Consider the following 18,775-nt stretch of genomic DNA (forward strand, 5'->3'; position numbering starts at 1 on the left):
CGCTCCAGCCGCCGGCTGCCCAATATGCGCCAGGCGGTGCAATCCCACCGCGATCACGATGGAGCTGCCGACTGACACGCTCGGCCAGAAAGTATCGATTGCAGGGCGTGTCAAGTCGTCGAGGGTCATGGTGATGAGTGCAGCACCTCATGATGATGGAACATGGTGCTGCGCCGTCAGCCTCCGGGCCGGCAGCGGCCGGCTCCGGGGCGTCCGTTCGCCGGACACCCCGGATTGGCGGGATCACTTCTGGATACAGGTATCCGCGGTGTCCTTCGTGCATTCGTCGAGGCCTGTGAACACCGGGTCGTCGACCTTCTTGCCGGCGATCAGGTCGATCATCACGGAGGGAGCCTTGTAGCCCATCTCAAAGGGCCGCTGGCCGACGAGTGCGGTTACCAGTCCTTCCTTGGCGATCGCCACCTCGTCGCCGATCGTGTCGGCGGCGCCGATGACGAACTCGTTCTTGGCGAGCTTGTCGGCCATCGGCTTGATCAGGTCGCGATAGGGCTGCGGAGCGCCGAACAGCGGCCAGCCGCCCATGATCCCGAAAGCGTCGAGGTCGGGATTGGCGGCAAGGATGTCGGTCATCGCCTGGACGCCCTTGGCGCCGTCGTCATTGGTGAAGACCGGGCAACCGGAGACTTCCGTCCAGCCGCCTTCGCCCTTCAGCGCCGGCAGGTCCTTCTGGCCGCTCAACACGTCACGCATGCCCTGGGCGCGGCGCAGGATGTTGTCGGCGCCGGGATTTCCTTCGATCGTGCAGATCTTGCCGCCGTTTGGCTTTGCCTTCTTGATATATTCGGCGATGCGGGCGCCCATCAGGTAGTTGTCAGTGCCGAGATAGGTCTTGCGCAGCGCCGAGTCTTCCTTGGCGAGGTCGGCATCGACCGTCATCACCGGGATCGAGGGATTGGCGCTCTTGATCGTCTGCGCGATCAGCTTGGCGTTGGAAGGTGAGATCGCCATCGCCGCGGTATCGGGCTTGCTCAGCATGTCCTGGACGATCTGCGCCTCGCCGGCTTCGTCCGAGGTGGATGCCGGGCCGGTGTAGAAGCACTCGTATTCCGAGCTGGCGTTCTCCTTGTTCCACTTCTCGCAGCCCTGGTGAATGGCTTCGAAGAAGGGGTTGTCGAGACCCTTCACCACAATGACCAGCTGCTTCTTGGCCAGCGCCGGTCCGGCGCCGAGCGCCAGTGCTGCGGCAGCGGCCAGTAAGGTCAGTTTCCTCATTTCATTCCTCCCTTGAAACAGGCGGTTGAGGCGCCGCCACACCAAACCAACCCGTGCGAACGTGTTGATGGGCCGCGCCCACCCACACCGGAGCCTCGGGCCGATTAGCTTTCCTCCGCCGGCAAGCTAATATCGGCAAAGTTTCCCCGTCAACGGGGTATTGTCTGACAAAACTGATTTTTGCATCGGCTTCGCAACCAGTTGTCCCGGGCCACGGATTTGTGCTTGGGAAAAATCCGATTTGTCCGACATTCGATTGACGCCCTAGCGGACGTTTGCATAAATTCGCATCGGCGTTCCGCCCGGGAGGAGAAGCCGAAGCGGGGCCGCAGAAATGTCGTCGTTCGCCTCGAACGACGAGTGCGGGCGCGTTGTGGGGAGGCGATAAGGCCGGTGGCGGTTCTCGAACTCATCAAGATCTCGAAGCATTTCGGCGCCATCCAGGCCGTCAACGACGTGTCGCTGTCGCTGCAACCGGGCGAGGTCGTCGGCCTGATGGGCGACAACGGCGCCGGCAAGTCGACGCTGGTGAAGATGATCGCGGGCAACTTCCTTCCGAGCCATGGCACCATGCGCATAGACGGCCGGGAGATCGTGCTGCACCGGCCGGTCGAAGCGCGCCGGAACGGCATCGAGATCGTTCACCAGGACCTTGCGCTCTGCAACAACCTGACCGCGGCCGCGAATGTTTTTCTCGGCCGGGAACTGCGCTGGGGCATCGGCCCGTTCGGCGTGCTCAACTATGCCGGAATGTACAGGCGCGCCGGCAGGCTGTTCGCCGAGCTGAAATCCGAGACGCGCCCGCGCGACCTCATCAAGCAGATGTCGGGCGGCCAGCGGCAGGCGGTGGCGATCGCCCGCACCATGCTGTCGGCCGCCAAGATCGTTTTGATGGACGAGCCCACCGCCGCGATCTCGGTCCGCCAGGTGGCCGAGGTGCTGAACCACATCCGGCACCTGCGTGACCAGGGCATCGCTATCGTGCTCATCAGCCATCGCATGCCGGACGTCTTTTCGGTGGCGGACCGCGTCATCGTGCTGCGGCGCGGCAGAAAAGTTGCCGACAGAGCCATAGCGTCGACCTCTCCGGAAGAAGTCACGGGGCTCATCACCGGCGCCATCGAGGCCGTCTAATCAGGTTCCGCAAAAGTGTCCCACGGGTTGCGATGAGAACCTGCGGCAAAGGAAGCGTATCAAGGACAAAGGTCGAAGATGGCAATCACGCTTGATCAGACCATAGCCCAGAAGCAGCACAGCTGGCATTCGTCGTTGCTGAGCAGCCAGACATTCTGGGTCCTGGTCGTCCTTATTCTTTATAGCCTGTTCCTGTACTTCACGACCAACGCGTTCGGGACGAGCACGAATCTCTTCAACATAACCCGCAATTTCACCTTCACCGCGATCATCGCTCTCGGCATGACGATGGTGATCATCACCGGCGGGATCGACCTATCGGTCGGTTCGGTGCTGGTTCTGTGCAGCATGGTGCTCGCTGTCACCATGCATGGCGACGTTCAGTTCGGGCCCTACAATTTCCTCGCACCGCTCGGGCTCGAGGGACCGTACACCGCCTGTAGCGGCGGCTGCAGCATCTATACCGGCATAACTGCGGCGGTGGTGACCGCCCTCCTCGTCGGTGCATTCAATGGCATCCTGATCGCCTATCTGGGCTTCCCACCGTTCGTGGTGACGCTGGGCATGCTGTCCATCGGCCGCAGCTTGGCGATGATCGCCTCCAACAACCAGACCGTGTTCCAGTTCGGGCCGGACCACGACAGGCTGCTGGCGCTGGGCGGCGGCGCCTGGCTCTTCGGCATCTCCAACCCGGTCATCTACACGCTGGTGCTCGCCGCGATCATCGGCTTCGTGCTCCGTTGGACGAGGTTTGGGCGCCATGTTTTCGCCATCGGCGGCAACGAGCAGGCCGCCACGCTCACCGGCATTCCGGTGCGTCCCATCAAGGTCGCGGTCTACATGGTCTGTTCGCTGACGGCCGGCATCGCCGCGATCGTCGAAACCGGCTGGCTCGGCGCCGTCACCACAAATCTCGGCGCTGGCATGGAGCTTCAGGTCATTGCCGCGGCCGTGATCGGCGGCGCCAATCTCGCCGGCGGTGTCGGCACAGCCTTTGGCGCGCTGGTCGGGGCCGCCTTGATCGAAGTGATCCGCAACAGCCTAGGGCTGCTTGGCATCAACGCCTTCTGGCAGGGCACGTTCATAGGCGGTGCAATTCTCCTGGCTGTCCTGTTCGATCGGATCCGCAACTTCCGTCAGAGCGAATAGCTCGCCTGCGGCAGCCCTGATTTTCGCGCTCGCTGCTATCCTGCGTGAGCCAGTTACCTTTTGGCGGAATGCCGGAGGCGACGAAATGAATACACTGAGCACATCAGCAGCGACATTCGCTGGTGAGCAACTTCCTAGGCAATTCAATCGCGCGCCAAGACCTATCATAGTATTTATCAGACAAATATTGACTCCAATTTCGCGCTGCGCTTAGCTTGCCGCGGAAGCAGACGGGCAGGTTCGGCCGTGCATTGGAGGAGGCCGGGTGGCGTAGGGCCGTTCCGGCGTGGAACGATCAAATCGCGGCTCGTGAGCCGGATGCCCGTACCGAGTTTCCGGGAAATCCATCGCAACGGGAGGAATTTCATGAAAATGAGAATAGCCATGTGCGCGCTTCTGATGGGCGCCGCATTTTCCGTGACGAGTGCTGTTGCCCAAGAGAAGAAGACGATGGCCTTCGTGGTCAACGGCGCCTCCGACTTCTGGAAAATCGCCGAAGCCGGCGTGAAGAAGGCTCAAGCGGAGCTGCCGGGCTACAAGCTGGAGCTCAAATATCCGGAACAGGCTGCGGCCGCCGTGCAGCAGCGCCTGATGGATGACCTCGTAGCTGCGGGCGTCTCCGCCATCATGGTGAGCGCGGTCGATCCAAAGTCCTCGACCGAGGCGCTGAACCGTATCGGTGGCCAGGTGCCGCTTTTCACCACCGACAGCGACGCGCCCAATACCAACCGCATCGCCTATATCGGATCGTCGAACACCGATGCCGGCAAGCAGGCCGGCGAGATCGCGCTGAAGGCCATGCCGAACGGCGGCAAGTGCATCGGCTTCGTCGGGCTTCCCGGAGCCGACAACGCTCGCGAGCGCATCGAGGGCATGAAGTCGACGATAAAGGGCTCCAAGGTCGAGTTGATCGACGTGCGCGCCGACGACATTGACCAGACCCGCGCCAAGCGCAATGTCGAGGACGCGCTCGCCGCCAATCCGGACATCGATTGCATGGTCGGCTTCTACTCCTACAACACGCCCCGCATCTACGAGGTGCTGAAGGAAGCAGGCAAGCTCGGCAAGATCACCATCGTCGGCTTCGATGAGGACCCAATCACGCTTGGCGGTGTACGCGAAGGCACGATCGCTGCGACCGTCGTGCAGCAGCCCTTCGAGTGGGGCTATCAAGGCATGAAGCTGATGGCGAAGTATCTTGAGGGCGACAAGTCGGTCGTGCCTGAGAACAAGCTGGTCATCATCCCCACCAAGGTCATCGACAAGGGCAATGTCGATGCGTTCGAGGCCGAGTTGAAGTCGCGCATCGGCGGCTGAGCCTCGAAATAGAGCAGGCCGGCCATCTCCCAGTCGGCCTGCTTTGTGCCTTGCAATATCCTCACCCGCCGCGCAATCTCACCCCCATGTCTGCTCCATTCCTGGTAATGACGGGAGTCTCCAAGCAGTATCCCGGAATACGGGCGCTTGACGGAGTCGATTTCTCGATAGCCCCGGGCGAAGTCGTCGGCCTCGTCGGCGAGAACGGGGCTGGCAAGTCGACGCTCATGAAGATCCTCGGCGGTGTGATTGCGCCGAGCGCAGGCACGATCGAGCTCGACGGGACTCGGTTTCAGAGCCTGACCATCGCGGATGCGATGAAGGGCGGCATCGCCTTCGTGCACCAGGAGCTCAATCTCTTCGAGAATCTCAGCGCGGCCGCCAATATCTTCATCGGCCGTGAGCCGCTGACCGGCGGCTTCCTGAAGCTCGTCGACAACAAGGAACTGTCGAAGCGCGCCCGGCCGCTTCTGGCGCAGCTTGGCGCCGATTTCGACCCCGACACGCCGGTCTCCGAGCTGTCTCTCGCCGAAATGCAGCTCGTCGAGATCGCCAAGGCGCTATCGCTCAAGGCGCGGCTGGTCATCATGGACGAGCCGACCTCGAGCCTGACGGCTTCCGAGACGGAGCGGCTCTTGAAGGTGATCGCCCGGCTCAAGGCGGAAAATGTCAGCGTCATCTATGTCTCGCACCGCCTCGGCGAAGTCGAGCACTGCGCGGATCGGGTCGTTGTGCTGCGTGATGGGAGGCGTGTCGCCGAGCTGAAGCGCGGCGAGATCGAGGCCGGATTGATGATCCGCTACATGATCGGACGGGAGCTGAAGACGCTCTATCGCCCGCCGGCCGCTCGCGCGGGTGACGCGATCCTGGAGCTCGTCGGCATCAGGACGGCATACCGGCCCGACCAGGCGGTAAGCCTGACCCTCCGGCGCGGCGAGATCCTCGGCGTCGCCGGACTGGTCGGCTCCGGCCGCACCGAGCTTGCCCGCACAATATTCGGTCTCGACAGGAGCGAAGGCGGCGAGATCAGGATCGGCGGCAAGCCGGCTCGCATCACCCGCTCGCGCGACGCCGTCGAGCAAGGCGTCTATCTCGTGCCGGAGGACCGCAAGCGCTCCGGTCTGATCCTCGGCTTTCCAGTGCGCGACAACATAACGCTCGCCAACCTGCCCGCCCACGCGCATAGCGGCATCGTCGATCGCAATTCCGAAGAGGGGGAAGCAGAGCGGCAGCGCAGCAGGCTCGACATCCGCACCCCCGGCAACTCGGTCGATGTCGGCTCCCTTTCAGGGGGCAACCAGCAGAAGGTAGTGCTGGGCAAATGGCTCTCCATGTCGCCGCGCGTGCTGATCTTCGACGAGCCGACGCGCGGCATCGACGTCGGAGCCAAGAACGAGATCTACCGCCTGATGCGCGAGCTTGCCGACAGCGGGGTCGGCATCATGATGATCTCCAGCGACATGGAGGAGATCATCGGCGTCAGCGACCGGGTCGCCGTGATGCATGAAGGGCGAATATCCGGCTTCCTCGACCGCACGGGTCTGAGCGAGCAGAGCATCCTGTCGCTGGCGGTCGGCCGCGACAGCGTTGCATGAAAGGGGCAGGGGAGGAACCAAGATGGCGAACCGCAAGGACATAGGACTGCTCGTCCTCATCCTCGTCGTCGGGGCGGTCGTAGCCTTCATCAATCCGCGCTTCCTGTCGCCGGTCAACCTGTCGAACACGGCCAACCTGGTCGGCCTGTTCGGGATATTCGCGCTCGCCCAGGCTTTCGTCATCATCTCAGGCGGCATCGAGCTGTCGGTCGGCTCGATCATTGCCCTGCTTGGCGTGGTCTTCATCGATCTGGTGGCAGGTGGCGCGGTTCACTGGACGGTCGCCGTCGTCATCGTCATCGCGCTCGGCTGCCTGATGGGGCTGGTGCACGGCTTCCTCATAGCCAAGGTCGGCCTGCAGCCTTTCGTGGTCACGCTCTGCGGGCTGCTCATCTATCGAGGCGTCGCGCGCTACTACACGGACGACGCCACGGCCGGCTTTCCTTTCGGCGCGAGCTTCCCGACGCTTGAGTGGCTGACGACCGGCCGCATCTACGGGATTCCCCTCAGCCTGATCGCTTTTGCAATCGCGGCCATCATCATGGGCACGGTCCTGCATCGCTCGGTGTTCGGCCGCTATCTCTACGCGGTCGGCAAGAATCAGGAAGCGGCGCGCTACAGCGGCATCTGCACGCCCTGCATCGTGATCTCCGCCTATGTGATCTGCTGCGGACTGACTGCCGTCGCGGCGATCTACATCGCCATGTACACCCGCTCGATCTCGCCTTCCTCGCACGGCAATTTCTACGAGCTCTATGCGATCGCCGCCGCAGTACTCGGCGGTTGCTCGCTGCGCGGCGGCGAGGGATCCATCCTCGGGGTCGTGCTCGGCACGGTTCTCCTGCAAGTCCTGCAGAACCTCGTCAATCTGCTCGGCATACCGAGCTCGCTGAACTTTGCGGTGATGGGCTCCGTGATCCTGATAGGCGTGCTCGCCGACCAGCAGTTCTCCAAAGCCCGGGGGCTGGCCAAGAGACGGGCTTTCAGCGGCGCTGGAGCGCCTGCGGCCGGCGCGGTAGCAGCACAGGAGCGGGAGTAGGCGGGTGAGTTATCCTTTGTTCAGCCTGGACGGGCGTCTGGCGCTCGTCACCGGCTCGGCACGCGGCATCGGTCTGGCGCTGGCCAGGGGCCTGGCCGAGCATGGCGCCCCGGTGGTCGTCAATGCCCGCACAGCAAGCGATGTCGCGGATGCAGCCGCCTCGATCTCATCTGCGGGACACAAGGCGTATCAATCTCTGTTCGACGTGACCGATGCGCGCGCCGTGGAGGCCGAGGTCGATCGCATCGAGCGGGAGATCGGGCCGATCGAGATACTGTTCAACAATGCCGGCATCCAGCATCGTGCGCCGCTGGAAGAGTTCCCCGACGACAAGTTCCAGTCGTTGCTGCAGATCAACATTGCCGGCGTCTTCAACGTTGGCAAGGCCGTCGCCAGGCGCATGATCCCGCGCCGGCGCGGCAAGATCATCAACATCGCGTCCGTGCAGAGCGAGCTCGCACGCACGAACATCGCACCCTACACTGCGACCAAGGGCGCGGTGCGCAATCTGACCCGCGGCATGTGCACGGACTGGGCGAAATATGGCCTGCAGATCAATGCGATCGCGCCCGGTTATTTCCGCACGCCGCTCAACAAGGCATTGCTCGAGGACCAGGCGTTCAACGCCTGGCTCGAGCAGCGCACACCGGCGAGGCGCTGGGCGGACCCGCAGGAACTGGTGGGCGCCGCGGTGTTCCTCGCCTCCGATGCCTCGTCCTTCGTCAACGGCCACACGCTTTACGTGGACGGCGGGATAACTGCGTCGCTGTAACTATTCAGAGATTGTATTGCTCCCGGGCATATTTGCCGAGCCCGACGGAGTCGAGCCTGCTCAAGGGAGCCAGAAACGGCACCTGAATGACGCCGGGCGCGCGGCCGTCCGATGAGATGTCGGCAGCCCGGAGATGGATCTGCTGCCCGATCACGCGGATCGTGAAACTGGGATGCTACGACACGCGGCTCGACGAGACCAGCTTCAAAAGCGTGTCAGCTTACCCGCGCTCGACGCCGTCTGCGGCAGCACGAAGGGGATGTCGCCGGCCGGCACCGTGCCGACTTTCATGTGGCATTCGAAGACGCGGGCAATCAGCTCGTCCGACAGCACCTCGCGCGGCGTGCCGGACGCGGCGACGCTGCCGCGATGCAGGACCAGCATGCGGCTGGCGTACATTGCGGCAAGGTTGAGGTCATGCAGGATGGCGACGACCCCGCCGCCGCGGCGGGCGAAGTCGCGAGCGATCTCCATCACCAGAAGCTGGTGGCGGATGTCGAGGCTGGAGACCGGCTCGTCGAGCAGCAGGTAGCGCGGCTTGCCTTCGAGCACCGGCGCCCAGACCTGGCAGAGCACGCGAGCGAGCTGCACTCGCTGCTGCTCGCCGCCGGAAAGCTCTTGGTAGAAGCGGCCTCCAAAACCTGTGAGATCGACTTTGGCAAGGGCTCGGTCGGGCAGCCGCGCATCCTCGCCGGCGAGCGCGCCCGAGCGGCCTGCCAACATGCCGAGCCGCACCACTTCGCGCACCGTGAAAGGGAAGGACAGGACAGTCGCCTGCGGCAGCACGGCGCGGATGAGCGCTGCATCGCGCGGCTTCATCGTCCTGAGGTCGCGGGTATTGAAGAGGATTTCGCCTTGATAGGGCAAATCGCCCGAAAGCGTCTTGAGCAGCGTGGATTTGCCGGAGCCGTTCGGGCCGACGACGACTGCGATCTCGCCGGGCCGCAGCTCGAAATCAATGCCGGCGATGATCCGACTGCCGCCGATGGATGCAGAAACATTTCGCGTGCTGATCATGTTTCAGATATCCGCCAGCCCGCGCCGGCGCAGCAGGATCCACAGGAACACAGGCGCGCCGGCTGCTGCCGTCACGATGCCGATCGGCAGCTCGGCCGGCGCTACGATCGTGCGGGAGATCGTGTCGGCGACAAGCAGGAGGCAGGCCCCGCCCAGCGCGGCAGCCGGCAGGAGCAAGCGATTGTCGGGACCTATTGCCAAACGCAGGAGGTGTGGCACGACGATGCCGATGAAGCCGATCGTGCCGCTGACGGCGACCGAAGCGCCGGTCGCGGCGGCAACGGTGAAGATCGCCGTATGTTTCAGGCTCTGCACCGGCACGCCGAGATGGCGAGCACTCGCTTCGCCGAGCGAAAGGCCGTTGAGGCCGCGCGCCAGAAAGGGCGTTACGGCAAGGGAGAGCGCCACGATCGGGCCGACCGCCGCGAGCTTCGCCCAGGTCGCTCCCGCCAGCGAGCCGAGGCTCCAGAAGGTCAGGTCGCGCAGCTGCCGGTCGTCGGCAATATAGACAAGCAGTCCGAGCAGGGCGCCGGCGAGCGCGGCGAGCCCTATGCCGGCAAGCAGCATCGTCGCGACCGAGGTCTGCCCCTGCCGGGTCGAGATGCGATAAAGCAGCAGCGTCACCGCAAGTCCGCCCAGGAAGGCAGCGAGCGGAAGCGCGTAGATGCCGGCGAGCGCCGCGACGGGCGCGAGCAGGGTTCCGCTGAGCACGATCATCGAGACGGCACCGAGCGCAGCGCCGGCCGAGACGCCGATCAGTCCGGGATCGGCAAGCGGGTTGCGGAACAGTCCCTGCATCACGGCACCGGAGACCGCGAGCGCAGCGCCGATCAGCACGCCCATCGCGACGCGGGGCATGCGGATATCGTAGATGATGATACGGTCGCGCTCGCTGAGCGGGGCGGGTGAGCCATTGGTGTGCGAGAGCCAGTCGGCAATTGCCCGCAGGAATGATGCGTCCGAGGCGCCGGCGGTGAGGCCGGCAAGTGCGATGACGATGAGAGCGATCGCGAGCAGGATGATGACGATGATTGCGCGGCCGGTACGGTCGCCTTCGAGAGTCGACCGATCCTTCGGTCCGGACGCGCGGATAGGTCGGCGTTCTGTCGCGCCCCCCTCTGTCCTGCCGGACATCTCCCCCACAAGGGGGGAGATTGGACGGCCGTTCTGGTTTCGCCAATCGCGAACCGTGGAGATTAGCGAAACCATCGATGACAGCCGATCTCCCCCCTTGTGGGGGAGATGTCCGGCAGGACAGAGGGGGGCGCGACGCGCGCTGTCCTCTCCGTTTGGCTCAGATTGCATTTGGGTCGACGGCACGCGCATACCCACTCAATTCGCCGCCGCCGAACCATAGAGCTTGACTGCCAGCTCGCGCGCTGCCGCTGCTGTGCGCGGACCGAAGCCGAGCAGATAGGCGCCGTCCATCCTGATGAGCCGCCCGTCCTTGCCCGCCGGTGTCGAAGCGATCGCTGGATGTGCAAGCAGGTCCGCATCCGAAGGGCCGCTCGGACCACCGCGCGACATCATCAATATGACGTCGGGGTCGGCCGTCACGATCGCTTCCTCCGAGAGCTGCCTGTAGCCCCGGAACTCCTTGATAGCATTCTCACCGCCAGCGAGTTTTATGATTGCGTCGGCTGCTGTGTCCGTACCCGAAGCGAAAATCTTGCCGTCCTGCGCGGAGAGAATGAACAATACACGCTGCCGCTTGACGATGCCGGCCGCGCGCGCCTCGGCGGCGCCCAGGTCCTTGTCGACCGAGGCGGCGAGTTCCGCGGCCTTCTGTTCCTGCCCTATCGCCCGGCCGATAAGCCTAATCTTCGCAAGGATGCCTTCACGGTCGAAGGTCTCAGGCACGGTGAGATACGGCACCTTCGCCTTTTTCAGCACATCCACTGCTTCCCTGGGACCGCTGCCTTCGAGCGCAACGATCGCCGACGGATTGACCGAGAGCACGCCTTCCGGCGAAAGCGCCCGCATATAGCCAATGTCGGGCAGCTTGAGCGCCGCTTCCGGATAGACGCTGGTCGAGTCGCGGGCGATCAGCCGCCCCTCCTCGCCGAGCGCATAGAAGATCTCGGTGATCGAGCCGCCGATCGCGACGATATGCGAAGGGTCGGGCAGGGGACCGGTGGTTTCGTCGGCTGAAGTGACTGCGGGTGACAGAAGAGCTAACGAAATCAGGGCGAGCGATAGCACTGACAAACGCTTGAACGACGGCGCGCTGTCGCGCCCCCCTCTGTCCAGAGCTTGTCGAATGGGCCGGACATCTCCCCCACGAGGGGGGAGATCGCGCCGGCCGCCCGGACGGCACTTATTCTGCAACGCCGACAATTGGCGAAAACCGAAATCATAGCCGATCTCCCCCCTTGTGGGGGAGATGTCCGGCAGGACAGAGGGGGGCAACGTAGAGCGCGACATAAATTCAATGTCCGAGACTAAGCTGCCGTCAGCCGCGGAACGCGCGGCAGGTTCTCGGCAAGCATGCGCCAGTCGGCGCGCTCGGTCTCGCCCTCGTGGCGCTGCCCGAAGAACTGGGTGATCAGCTTCTTGTCTTCGCCATAGGCTTCGAGTGACGTGACGTGGCCGTCCTTGGTCGGACGCCGCACCGCCCAGAGCTCGGCGACATGGTCGAACCTGAGATGAAGGTTGAAGGTCTCGTCGAGTATGTTGATCCAGGGGCCTATCGGCTTGATGTTCCGGATCGGCCCGGAATGGATCTGGATGCAGCCGCGGCTGCCGACGAAGCACATGATCGGCACGGCATCGTTGGCGGCAAGCCGCAGCATGGCCATCAGTGCGTCGCGGTCGAGCTGCCAGGCATAGTCCTCGCCTATGCTCTTCACTGCCTGGTGCCTGGTCATCCGTACCGCGCGTAATATTCCGAAGAATTGATGCACGTCCGTCATCTTGCTCCAGCGCTCGCGAAGCTCCTGCGCCGCAGCAGGGTCGACGGACCGTGATTCGACATCATCGTCGTCGATCGGGAGGACATCGACGGCCTGGGCCTGGTCGTCCAGGGCGAGCGATTCGACCAGCTTCTGATATGCATAGAGATTTGAGGCCGGGCGCAGATGCACCTTGTGCACGGCCTCGCCGGCTTGGTCGAAGAACTGCAGGCTGCGGCGGACCTCGCCGCCCTCGCGCTTCTCCACCGCGAAGCCGTGCGCCCACACTTTCGGGAAGATGCGCAGGTCGATCTGCTCGCCGAGCACAAGCGCATTCTGATCGCCAGTCACGACCTTGTCGTAGACGCCGATTTTTTCGTGCACGGCGCTGTCATTGCGCGTCAGCGCCATCACCTCTCCGATCGCTTCGAGACCGGTGAGCAGTTCCCTGACGCGGGGCGCGATCCTGACTGTGCCTTGGCCGCACCAGGCAGCCACATACTCGGCCTCCGAGATGCCAAGCTGTCGGGCGAGATCACGCTCGCGCAACGACGGATTTTCCTCCTTCGCACGGCGTATGTCGGCCGGCGCGACTCGTTCTGTTCTGGTCATCCCTGCACCTACTTGTTGAGAATCAGCTTGCCCTGGCGGGTGATCTTCAGCCGGTAGAACGAACCCCGGTGCTCGATGCCGATCTCGTGTTCGCCGGCAAACAGCTGATCGCTGGAGATGGTGCGGGTGGCCGGGCGTTGCGAGCCGTGGCGCGCCGGCATGGTCAGAAGCGGCCGCTGGCCGCGGTACTCGATGTCAATCTGGTTGGGACGGTTCATTCCTCTGCCCTCTCCTCAGGCACGCCGGCCTGCGCTGCGCGGAGCCAACTCAATTGTTGACTATAAAACTCATGTTTACTAGTGAGTGCAATACCGGACAAAAAGAGTCAAGTTTTAGACTCGGCCGGACGCAACGAAAAATCGCGAGCGAGCCTGATGCTAGCCAGCCTTGAATATTCAGGAGTTGGGACATGGGGCTTGTGGACGGGGATATCTCCCGCGATGCGCTCGGCAGGCGACTGACGGGAACGGCTGCGCGGCATGCGGTTTTTCTTTTGACAGGTGTTGCCGCAATCGCGCTCGTGCTTGGAACGGCGCGGGCACAGGACGCCAACAGCGCACAGGCGGAAAAGCAGGATCAGGCTGAGAACACTCAAACTGGGCAGGCGCCCGGCAACACGACGCAGCTCGACCAGATCACCGTCGTGAGCCGGACCGCTGAGACGGCGATCAACACCATGGCTTCCGTCAGCCATGTCGATCAGGAGCAGCTCCAACGCCGCATGGCGACGACACCGAATGACGTATTCTTCGGCGTTCCAGGCATTACGATGCAGGCCGATGAGCGCCGCATCGGGTCCAGCGTGAATATCCGTGGCCTGCAGGACTTCGGGCGGGTGGCCGTGATCGTGGACGGCGCCCGCCAGGACTTCCAGCGCTCCGACCACGGGACGCAGTCGACCTTCTGGATCGATCCCGAACTGATCCAGTCGGCCGATGTGATTCGCGGCCCGGTCGCCAACACCTATGGTTCGGGCGCGATTGGCGGCGTCGTCTTTTTCGAGACGAAGGACGCCGGAGATTTCCTGAGGCCCGGCGAGACCTGGGCGCTCTCGGCGATGGGCCGTTACGAGACCAATGGTCAGGGCTGGACCACGAGCACCACCGGCGCCTACCGCTTCACGGAGAATTTCGACGTGCTCGGCAACATCGTCTATCGCAACTATGACGACTATAAGGGCGGCGACGGCGAGACGGTCCAAGGCACCGGCTTCGATGTGCTGAGCGGCCTCATCAAGACCACGATCCGCCCGACCGAGAACAGCGAGCTGAAGCTTGGCTGGATCGGTGCCAACGACGGCTGGACCGAGGTCAGCGGCGGCGTTCCCGCCTCGGATCTAGACCTCAAGCAGAACACCTTCACCGGTCGCTACAACATCACCGACGACGAGAGGAGCTGGCTCGATCTCCACGTCAATCTTTCCTACAACAAGACCAGTCTCGACCAGACTTCGCTCGTCGCGCTCGGCCGGTACGATCCTTCGAACGGCGCCCCCGTCGTCGTGCCAGTGGGCTCGCAGACCACTTACGATCTCGGTACGATCGGCATCGACCTCTGGAACACGTCGAGATTCGAGACAGGCGCATTGGCTCACGAGCTGACCTTTGGCGGCGACTGGGTGAGCGACGATGTCGAAACGGGAGGCGCCATCGGGGGCGCCTCCTTCTATACGCCGTCAGGGGATCGCGACGTCGGCGGCGCCTATGTCCAGGAAAAGCTCACCTGGGAGTGGCTCCAGGTCGTCGCCGGCTTGCGATACGACACCTATAGTTTGAAAGGTGACGATGATACGGACAACTCCGGCGACAGGCTTTCACCGCGCATCACGGTCGGCATCTCGCCGTTCCGGAATGCAGGGCTGGAAGGGCTGCAGTTCTACGGCACCTATGCCGAAGGCTACCGTTCCCCCTCCGTCACGGAGACGCTGATCAGCGGCCTCCATCCCGCTGGCGTCGCCTTTCCCTTCCTGCCCAATCCGGACCTGAAGCCGGAAACGGCCAAGACCTGGGAATTCGGCGTGAACTATGCGCAGGAGGGCATATTCCGGGCAGACGATGCGTTGCGGCTGAAGGCTGCCTATTTCAACAACGACGTCGACAATTACATCGGCCTCAACAGCGACATCGGTGCCGGCGATCCCGGCTGTCCCTTCATTCGCGGCGTGCCGCCGATCTGGGTACCCGGCGGATATTACCTGCCGGTTTGCGCACAATACCAGAACTTCGCCAATGCCAGGATCGAGGGCTTCGAGCTGGAGAGCTTCTATGATGCCCGTTGGGCCTTTGCCGGCTTCTCCGTCTCGGTGATCGATGGGCACACGGTTTCCTATGCCGGTGTCGAGGCCGATCTCGACACCATCCCGTCCTCGCAGGTGACCGGTCAGATCGGGTTCCGCTTCTTCGAGGAGAAGCTCACCATCGGCGGCGAGGTTCAGTACAACGGCACACCGAAGGGCAACGCGACCGCCGAGGACTATACTCTGGTCAATGCCTTCGCGAGCTATGCCCCCAACGAGGACTACAGGATCGACTTCCGTGCCGACAACATCTTCGACGTGAACTATGTGAACCCGCTCAACCTCTCGACGGTCGGGACTGTCTATGAGCCGGGCGTCTCGCTGAAGATCGGACTGACGGCGCGGCTCGGAGGCTGAAACTTGAAAAACGCCCGGTACATCTACGGTTCATTCGCGGCGGCGGTGGCGTTATCCACTGCCGCCATTCCTGCATTCGCGGAAGATCCAGCGCCACCTCGCTCGCTGTTTCTCGAGCTCAATGCTGCACAGGCTTCCGAGAAGGGCTGCCGGTTCACCTTCATGGTGACCAACGGTCTCGATGGAGACATCTCGGGTGCCGCCTTCGAGCTTGCCCTCTTCGACGCCGAGGGCGTCGTCGACCGCCTCGCCGTACTGGAATTCCGCGACATGCCCGCAGGCAAGACCAAGGTGAGCCGCTTCGATCTCGCAGGCGTCGAATGCGGCAAGATCAGCCGCATCCTGATCAACACCACGACCGCCTGCGCGGGCGAGGGGATCGGTGCCGCCGATTGTATGCGCGGCATCCGGACCTCGACGAGGACGGGCATCGCTTTCGGGGTCTGATCGACCTCACGGGCCCCGTTGCCCTGCTCTTCCATCGCCCAAGTGGGCCAAGGCAATCGCGACGCTGGTGCTCTCCTCCCCTTGTGGGCAGGGCTATCGCCTATGAGGTCGACCCCCACTCCGGTTCGCTTCGCGAACCACCTCTCCCCCGCTCGACGGCGCTCGACGGGGAGAGGAAGCGCCGGCCGCAATGCCAGGCGCCCTTCCTCTCCCCCTTTGAGGCCTTTGAGGGGGAGAGGTGCCGAGCGAAGCGAGGCGGAGCGGGGGTCTGCCTCGCCATATGCGATTGCCCTGCCCACAAGAACGAGGGGGGCACCAGCGCCGCGCCACAAGCAATTTCCGTGCCCTGTCCACCCGCCTGTCGCAGACGGCCATCCCGACAAGCCAGACGTCACTTCGGCGCAACGCAACAGCCGCTTCGCGCGTTGTGGCGGTCAGTCCATTTCAATGCAGGCTCGCTCAAACAGGGCTTCATGAGATCAAAGGATCAAGCGCGCGGTCTCTCCCTGATACTTCTCGGGACATCGGCGTTTCTGGCCACGACCGCCGCTTTAGCCGCTGAAAGCGGCGGGCAAGTGTCGGGCCAGGGCGGCTCGGGAGAAGCCATTTTCGTTGCGGAAATCGTACTGCTTCTGGTCGTCGGACGAGGCTTGGGAGAAATCCTGGAGCGCTTCGGCCAGCCCGCCATCATGGGCCAGTTGATCGGCGGCATTCTGCTCGGACCGTCGCTCCTCGGCTGGCTTTGGCCCTCGGCCCAGCATTTTCTCTTTCCCGGCGACCCGGCACAAAAGAGCATGATCGATGCGGTGTCGCAGCTCGGCATATTGATGCTTCTGCTGCTGACGGGCATGGAGACCGATCTCAGGCTGGTTCGCCGTGTCGGGGCGGCAAGCATCGCGATCTCCGCGACCGGGGTGGTGGTGCCGTTCATCTGCGGCTTCGGCCTTGCGCAATTGCTGCCGGACTCGCTGCTTCCCAATCCCACCCAGCGCACGGTTGCCGGCCTGTTCCTCGGAACTGCGCTTTCCGTGTCTTCGGTGAAGATCGTCGCGGTGATCGTGCGAGAGATGAATTTCATTCGCCGCAATCTAGGCCAGGTGATCATCTCCTCGGCGATCATCGAGGACACGATCGGATGGCTTGTCATCGCCGTGACTTTCGGCATTGCCACCCACGGCAAGGTGGAATTTTTCCCGCTCGCCCTCACCATCGTCGAAGTCGCAGCCTTCATGTTGTTCAGCTTCACCGTCGGAAGACGCATCGTCTTCACGCTCATCCGCTGGACCAACGACGCATCGCGCAGCGAATATGCCGTCGTCACGATGATCCTCATCATCATGTGCGTGATGGCGCTGATCACGAGCCTGATTGGCGTGCACACCGTGCTCGGTGCCTTCGTGGCTGGCATCCTGGTCGGGGAATCGCCGATCCTGTCCCAGCACATAGAAGGACAGCTGAGAGGCATCATCACCGCGCTTTTTATGCCGCTCTTCTTCGGCACCGCGGGGCTTTCAGCGAACCTGACGGTGCTTGCCGATCCGACGCTTGCTCTGCTCACCATCGGTCTCGTCCTGATTGCCAGCCTCGGCAAGTTCAGCGGCGCCTTCCTCGGCGGCAAGGCCGCCGGCATGTCCTGGAAGGAGTCGATTGCGGTCGGCTGCGCGATGAACGCTCGTGGCTCGACAGAAGTGATCGTCGCCAGCATCGGCCTTTCGATGGGTATCCTCTCGCATGATCTCTTCACCATGATCGTGACCATGGCCGTTATCACCACGCTCGCCATGCCGCCCATGCTGCGTTGGGCGCTTGGCCGGCTGCCCATGGCCAAGGAGGAGAAGGAGCGCGTGGAGCGCGAGGAGCTCGACCAGCGCGGCCTCGTCTCCAAGCTCGAGCGCCTGCTCCTCGTCGTCGACGATAGCCCGATCGGCAGGTTTACGGCCTATCTCGCCGGCCTCGTCGGCGGCAGCAGCGGGATGCCGACTACCCTGCTGCAATTGACGGAAGGGCAGGACGCCCCGGCTGAGGATTCCAGGGAAAAACACGTCGACGAGATCAAGAAGGGCGCCAGGGCGAGCGCCAGCGCGGTCAAGCAGGACGAAAAGGTGTCCGTCGACAAGATGCATCTCACCGCCCGAACGGAGGCGGCGGCCACCGGCAAGACCATAGCGGAAGAGGCGCGCAAGGGTTATGGCATGCTCTTCATCGGCCTGAACGAAGCGCAGACTCCGAGAGGCGCGTTCACGGCAAGGCTGAACGACATCACCGGCGGATTCGACGGGCCGCTCTGTCTCGTGCTGAAGGGCGCCGGCGGTAACGGCAAGATGCCTGTCCTCGAAGCCGGCGCGAAGATTCTCCTGCCTGTCAACGGTACCGAGATATCGCGTCGCGCGGCCGATCTGGCGCTGGCGATCGCCAGACCACAGCGCGTCCCTGTCAGGGCGCTCTATGTCTCAAGGCGCGCCAGGAGCAAACGCAGCCCGGCGTCGCGCTTCTCGCACCGGCGTGAGGAAGCGGCCCTGAAGGAAATCGTCAGCCTGGCGGAGCGTTACGGCGTGCCGGTCGAGACGGCCATTCGCACGAGGGGAGTCCCGGATCAGGCGATCTGCAAGGAGGCCGCCGGGGGTATCTCGCTGGTGGTAATGGGCGTCACGCGGCGGGCCGGGGAGGAGCTTGATTTCGGCGAGACCGCGACTGCCGTGATCGGTAAATGCAACGGGCCCATCATCCTGGTCGCAAACGAGCGCGTGCGCCGCGACGAAGCCGAAGCGGAGGCCCAGCGCACCGGCAAGTCCGATGCTCGCGAGACACGGGCCTCGGTCGATGCCCAATGAAAATGTCCGGCCCAGTGACAAGGCGATGAGGCCGGTATTGGGACAGGGCGTGAAGTCTAAGGACTGGCTGCGCTCGCCTTCCAAA

15 protein-coding genes are annotated in these 18,775 nt (G+C 63.5%); 9 read left to right on the forward strand and 6 right to left on the reverse strand.

The window, feature by feature from the left end:
• Window positions 1–243: 243 nt before the first annotated feature.
• Window positions 244–1,233, reverse strand: a complete 990-nt coding sequence (locus tag SAZ10_RS29100) for a sugar-binding protein (RefSeq protein ID WP_318612955.1) — start codon at window positions 1,231–1,233, stop codon at window positions 244–246.
• A 393-nt stretch (window positions 1,234–1,626) separates the two neighbouring features.
• Here SAZ10_RS29100 and SAZ10_RS29105 point away from each other — a divergent pair, with 393 nt between their 5' ends.
• The 6 genes from SAZ10_RS29105 to SAZ10_RS29130 all read left to right on the forward strand — a co-directional run bounded on the left by SAZ10_RS29105 (window position 1,627) and on the right by SAZ10_RS29130 (window position 8,239).
• Window positions 1,627–2,367, forward strand: a complete 741-nt coding sequence (locus SAZ10_RS29105; RefSeq protein ID WP_318612956.1) for an ATP-binding cassette domain-containing protein — start codon at window positions 1,627–1,629, stop codon at window positions 2,365–2,367.
• 78 nt (window positions 2,368–2,445) lie between these two features.
• Complete coding sequence (locus SAZ10_RS29110) at window positions 2,446–3,516, forward strand: ABC transporter permease (protein WP_318612957.1); 1,071 nt, start codon at window positions 2,446–2,448, stop codon at window positions 3,514–3,516.
• A 366-nt stretch (window positions 3,517–3,882) separates the two neighbouring features.
• Complete coding sequence (locus SAZ10_RS29115) at window positions 3,883–4,833, forward strand: sugar-binding protein (protein ID WP_412535317.1); 951 nt, start codon at window positions 3,883–3,885, stop codon at window positions 4,831–4,833.
• 86 nt (window positions 4,834–4,919) lie between these two features.
• Window positions 4,920–6,428, forward strand: coding sequence for a sugar ABC transporter ATP-binding protein (locus tag SAZ10_RS29120; RefSeq protein WP_318612958.1), 1,509 nt, complete (start codon window positions 4,920–4,922; stop codon window positions 6,426–6,428).
• 22 nt (window positions 6,429–6,450) lie between these two features.
• Entirely contained in the window at window positions 6,451–7,467 is a 1,017-nt protein-coding gene (locus SAZ10_RS29125) for an ABC transporter permease (protein WP_318612959.1), read from the forward strand.
• Window positions 7,468–7,471: 4 nt separating this feature from the next.
• Window positions 7,472–8,239 (forward strand): SDR family oxidoreductase, encoded by a 768-nt coding sequence (locus tag SAZ10_RS29130; protein WP_318612960.1) that lies wholly within the window; start codon window positions 7,472–7,474, stop codon window positions 8,237–8,239.
• 204 nt (window positions 8,240–8,443) lie between these two features.
• On the opposite strand, the gene SAZ10_RS29135 is transcribed toward SAZ10_RS29130, so the two are convergent.
• From SAZ10_RS29135 to hemP, 5 genes are all read right to left on the reverse strand, one after another.
• Window positions 8,444–9,256: a heme ABC transporter ATP-binding protein gene (locus SAZ10_RS29135; protein WP_318612961.1), complete on the reverse strand. Its 813-nt coding sequence runs from the start codon at window positions 9,254–9,256 to the stop codon at window positions 8,444–8,446.
• Between the two features lie 3 nt (window positions 9,257–9,259).
• Window positions 9,260–10,390, reverse strand: coding sequence for an iron ABC transporter permease (locus SAZ10_RS29140; protein WP_318612962.1), 1,131 nt, complete (start codon window positions 10,388–10,390; stop codon window positions 9,260–9,262).
• A gap of 198 nt (window positions 10,391–10,588) precedes the next feature.
• Window positions 10,589–11,458, reverse strand: a complete 870-nt coding sequence (locus tag SAZ10_RS29145) for a heme/hemin ABC transporter substrate-binding protein (protein ID WP_318612963.1) — start codon at window positions 11,456–11,458, stop codon at window positions 10,589–10,591.
• A 239-nt stretch (window positions 11,459–11,697) separates the two neighbouring features.
• On the reverse strand, window positions 11,698–12,759 hold the full coding sequence (locus tag SAZ10_RS29150; RefSeq protein WP_318612964.1) for a hemin-degrading factor: 1,062 nt from the start codon (window positions 12,757–12,759) through the stop codon (window positions 11,698–11,700).
• Window positions 12,760–12,767: 8 nt separating this feature from the next.
• Window positions 12,768–12,977 carry a hemin uptake protein HemP gene (gene hemP / locus SAZ10_RS29155; protein ID WP_412535318.1) on the reverse strand — a complete coding sequence of 70 codons (210 nt, stop codon included), beginning with the start codon at window positions 12,975–12,977 and terminating at the stop codon, window positions 12,768–12,770.
• A 191-nt stretch (window positions 12,978–13,168) separates the two neighbouring features.
• On the opposite strand from hemP, the gene SAZ10_RS29160 reads away from it, so the two are divergent.
• The 3 genes from SAZ10_RS29160 (at window position 13,169) to SAZ10_RS29170 (ending at window position 18,690) form a co-directional block, all read left to right on the forward strand.
• Window positions 13,169–15,412 (forward strand): TonB-dependent hemoglobin/transferrin/lactoferrin family receptor, encoded by a 2,244-nt coding sequence (locus tag SAZ10_RS29160; protein WP_318612965.1) that lies wholly within the window; start codon window positions 13,169–13,171, stop codon window positions 15,410–15,412.
• A gap of 3 nt (window positions 15,413–15,415) precedes the next feature.
• Complete coding sequence (locus tag SAZ10_RS29165) at window positions 15,416–15,859, forward strand: hypothetical protein (protein WP_318612966.1); 444 nt, start codon at window positions 15,416–15,418, stop codon at window positions 15,857–15,859.
• 473 nt (window positions 15,860–16,332) lie between these two features.
• Window positions 16,333–18,690: a cation:proton antiporter gene (locus tag SAZ10_RS29170; RefSeq protein ID WP_318612967.1), complete on the forward strand. Its 2,358-nt coding sequence runs from the start codon at window positions 16,333–16,335 to the stop codon at window positions 18,688–18,690.
• Window positions 18,691–18,775: the final 85 nt, after the last annotated feature.

The sequence above is a fragment of the Mesorhizobium sp. BAC0120 genome, assembly GCF_033542235.1.
GTDB lineage: Bacteria > Pseudomonadota > Alphaproteobacteria > Rhizobiales > Rhizobiaceae > JAWRCU01.

What these genes read in the sequence shown, in the direction of transcription:
- SAZ10_RS29100 (WP_318612955.1), bottom strand. Translation starts at nt 1,233, where the DNA reads ATGAGGAAACTGACCTTACTGGCCGCTGCCGCAGCACTGGCGCTCGGC.
- SAZ10_RS29110 (WP_318612957.1), top strand. Translation starts at nt 2,446, where the DNA reads ATGGCAATCACGCTTGATCAGACCATAGCCCAGAAGCAGCACAGCTGG.
- SAZ10_RS29115 (WP_412535317.1), top strand. Translation starts at nt 3,883, where the DNA reads ATGAAAATGAGAATAGCCATGTGCGCGCTTCTGATGGGCGCCGCATTT.
- SAZ10_RS29120 (WP_318612958.1), top strand. Translation starts at nt 4,920, where the DNA reads ATGTCTGCTCCATTCCTGGTAATGACGGGAGTCTCCAAGCAGTATCCC.
- SAZ10_RS29125 (WP_318612959.1), top strand. Translation starts at nt 6,451, where the DNA reads ATGGCGAACCGCAAGGACATAGGACTGCTCGTCCTCATCCTCGTCGTC.
- SAZ10_RS29135 (WP_318612961.1), bottom strand. Translation starts at nt 9,256, where the DNA reads ATGATCAGCACGCGAAATGTTTCTGCATCCATCGGCGGCAGTCGGATC.
- SAZ10_RS29140 (WP_318612962.1), bottom strand. Translation starts at nt 10,390, where the DNA reads ATGTCCGGCAGGACAGAGGGGGGCGCGACAGAACGCCGACCTATCCGC.
- SAZ10_RS29150 (WP_318612964.1), bottom strand. Translation starts at nt 12,759, where the DNA reads ATGACCAGAACAGAACGAGTCGCGCCGGCCGACATACGCCGTGCGAAG.
- hemP (WP_412535318.1), bottom strand. Translation starts at nt 12,977, where the DNA reads ATGAACCGTCCCAACCAGATTGACATCGAGTACCGCGGCCAGCGGCCG.
- SAZ10_RS29160 (WP_318612965.1), top strand. Translation starts at nt 13,169, where the DNA reads ATGGGGCTTGTGGACGGGGATATCTCCCGCGATGCGCTCGGCAGGCGA.
- SAZ10_RS29170 (WP_318612967.1), top strand. Translation starts at nt 16,333, where the DNA reads ATGAGATCAAAGGATCAAGCGCGCGGTCTCTCCCTGATACTTCTCGGG.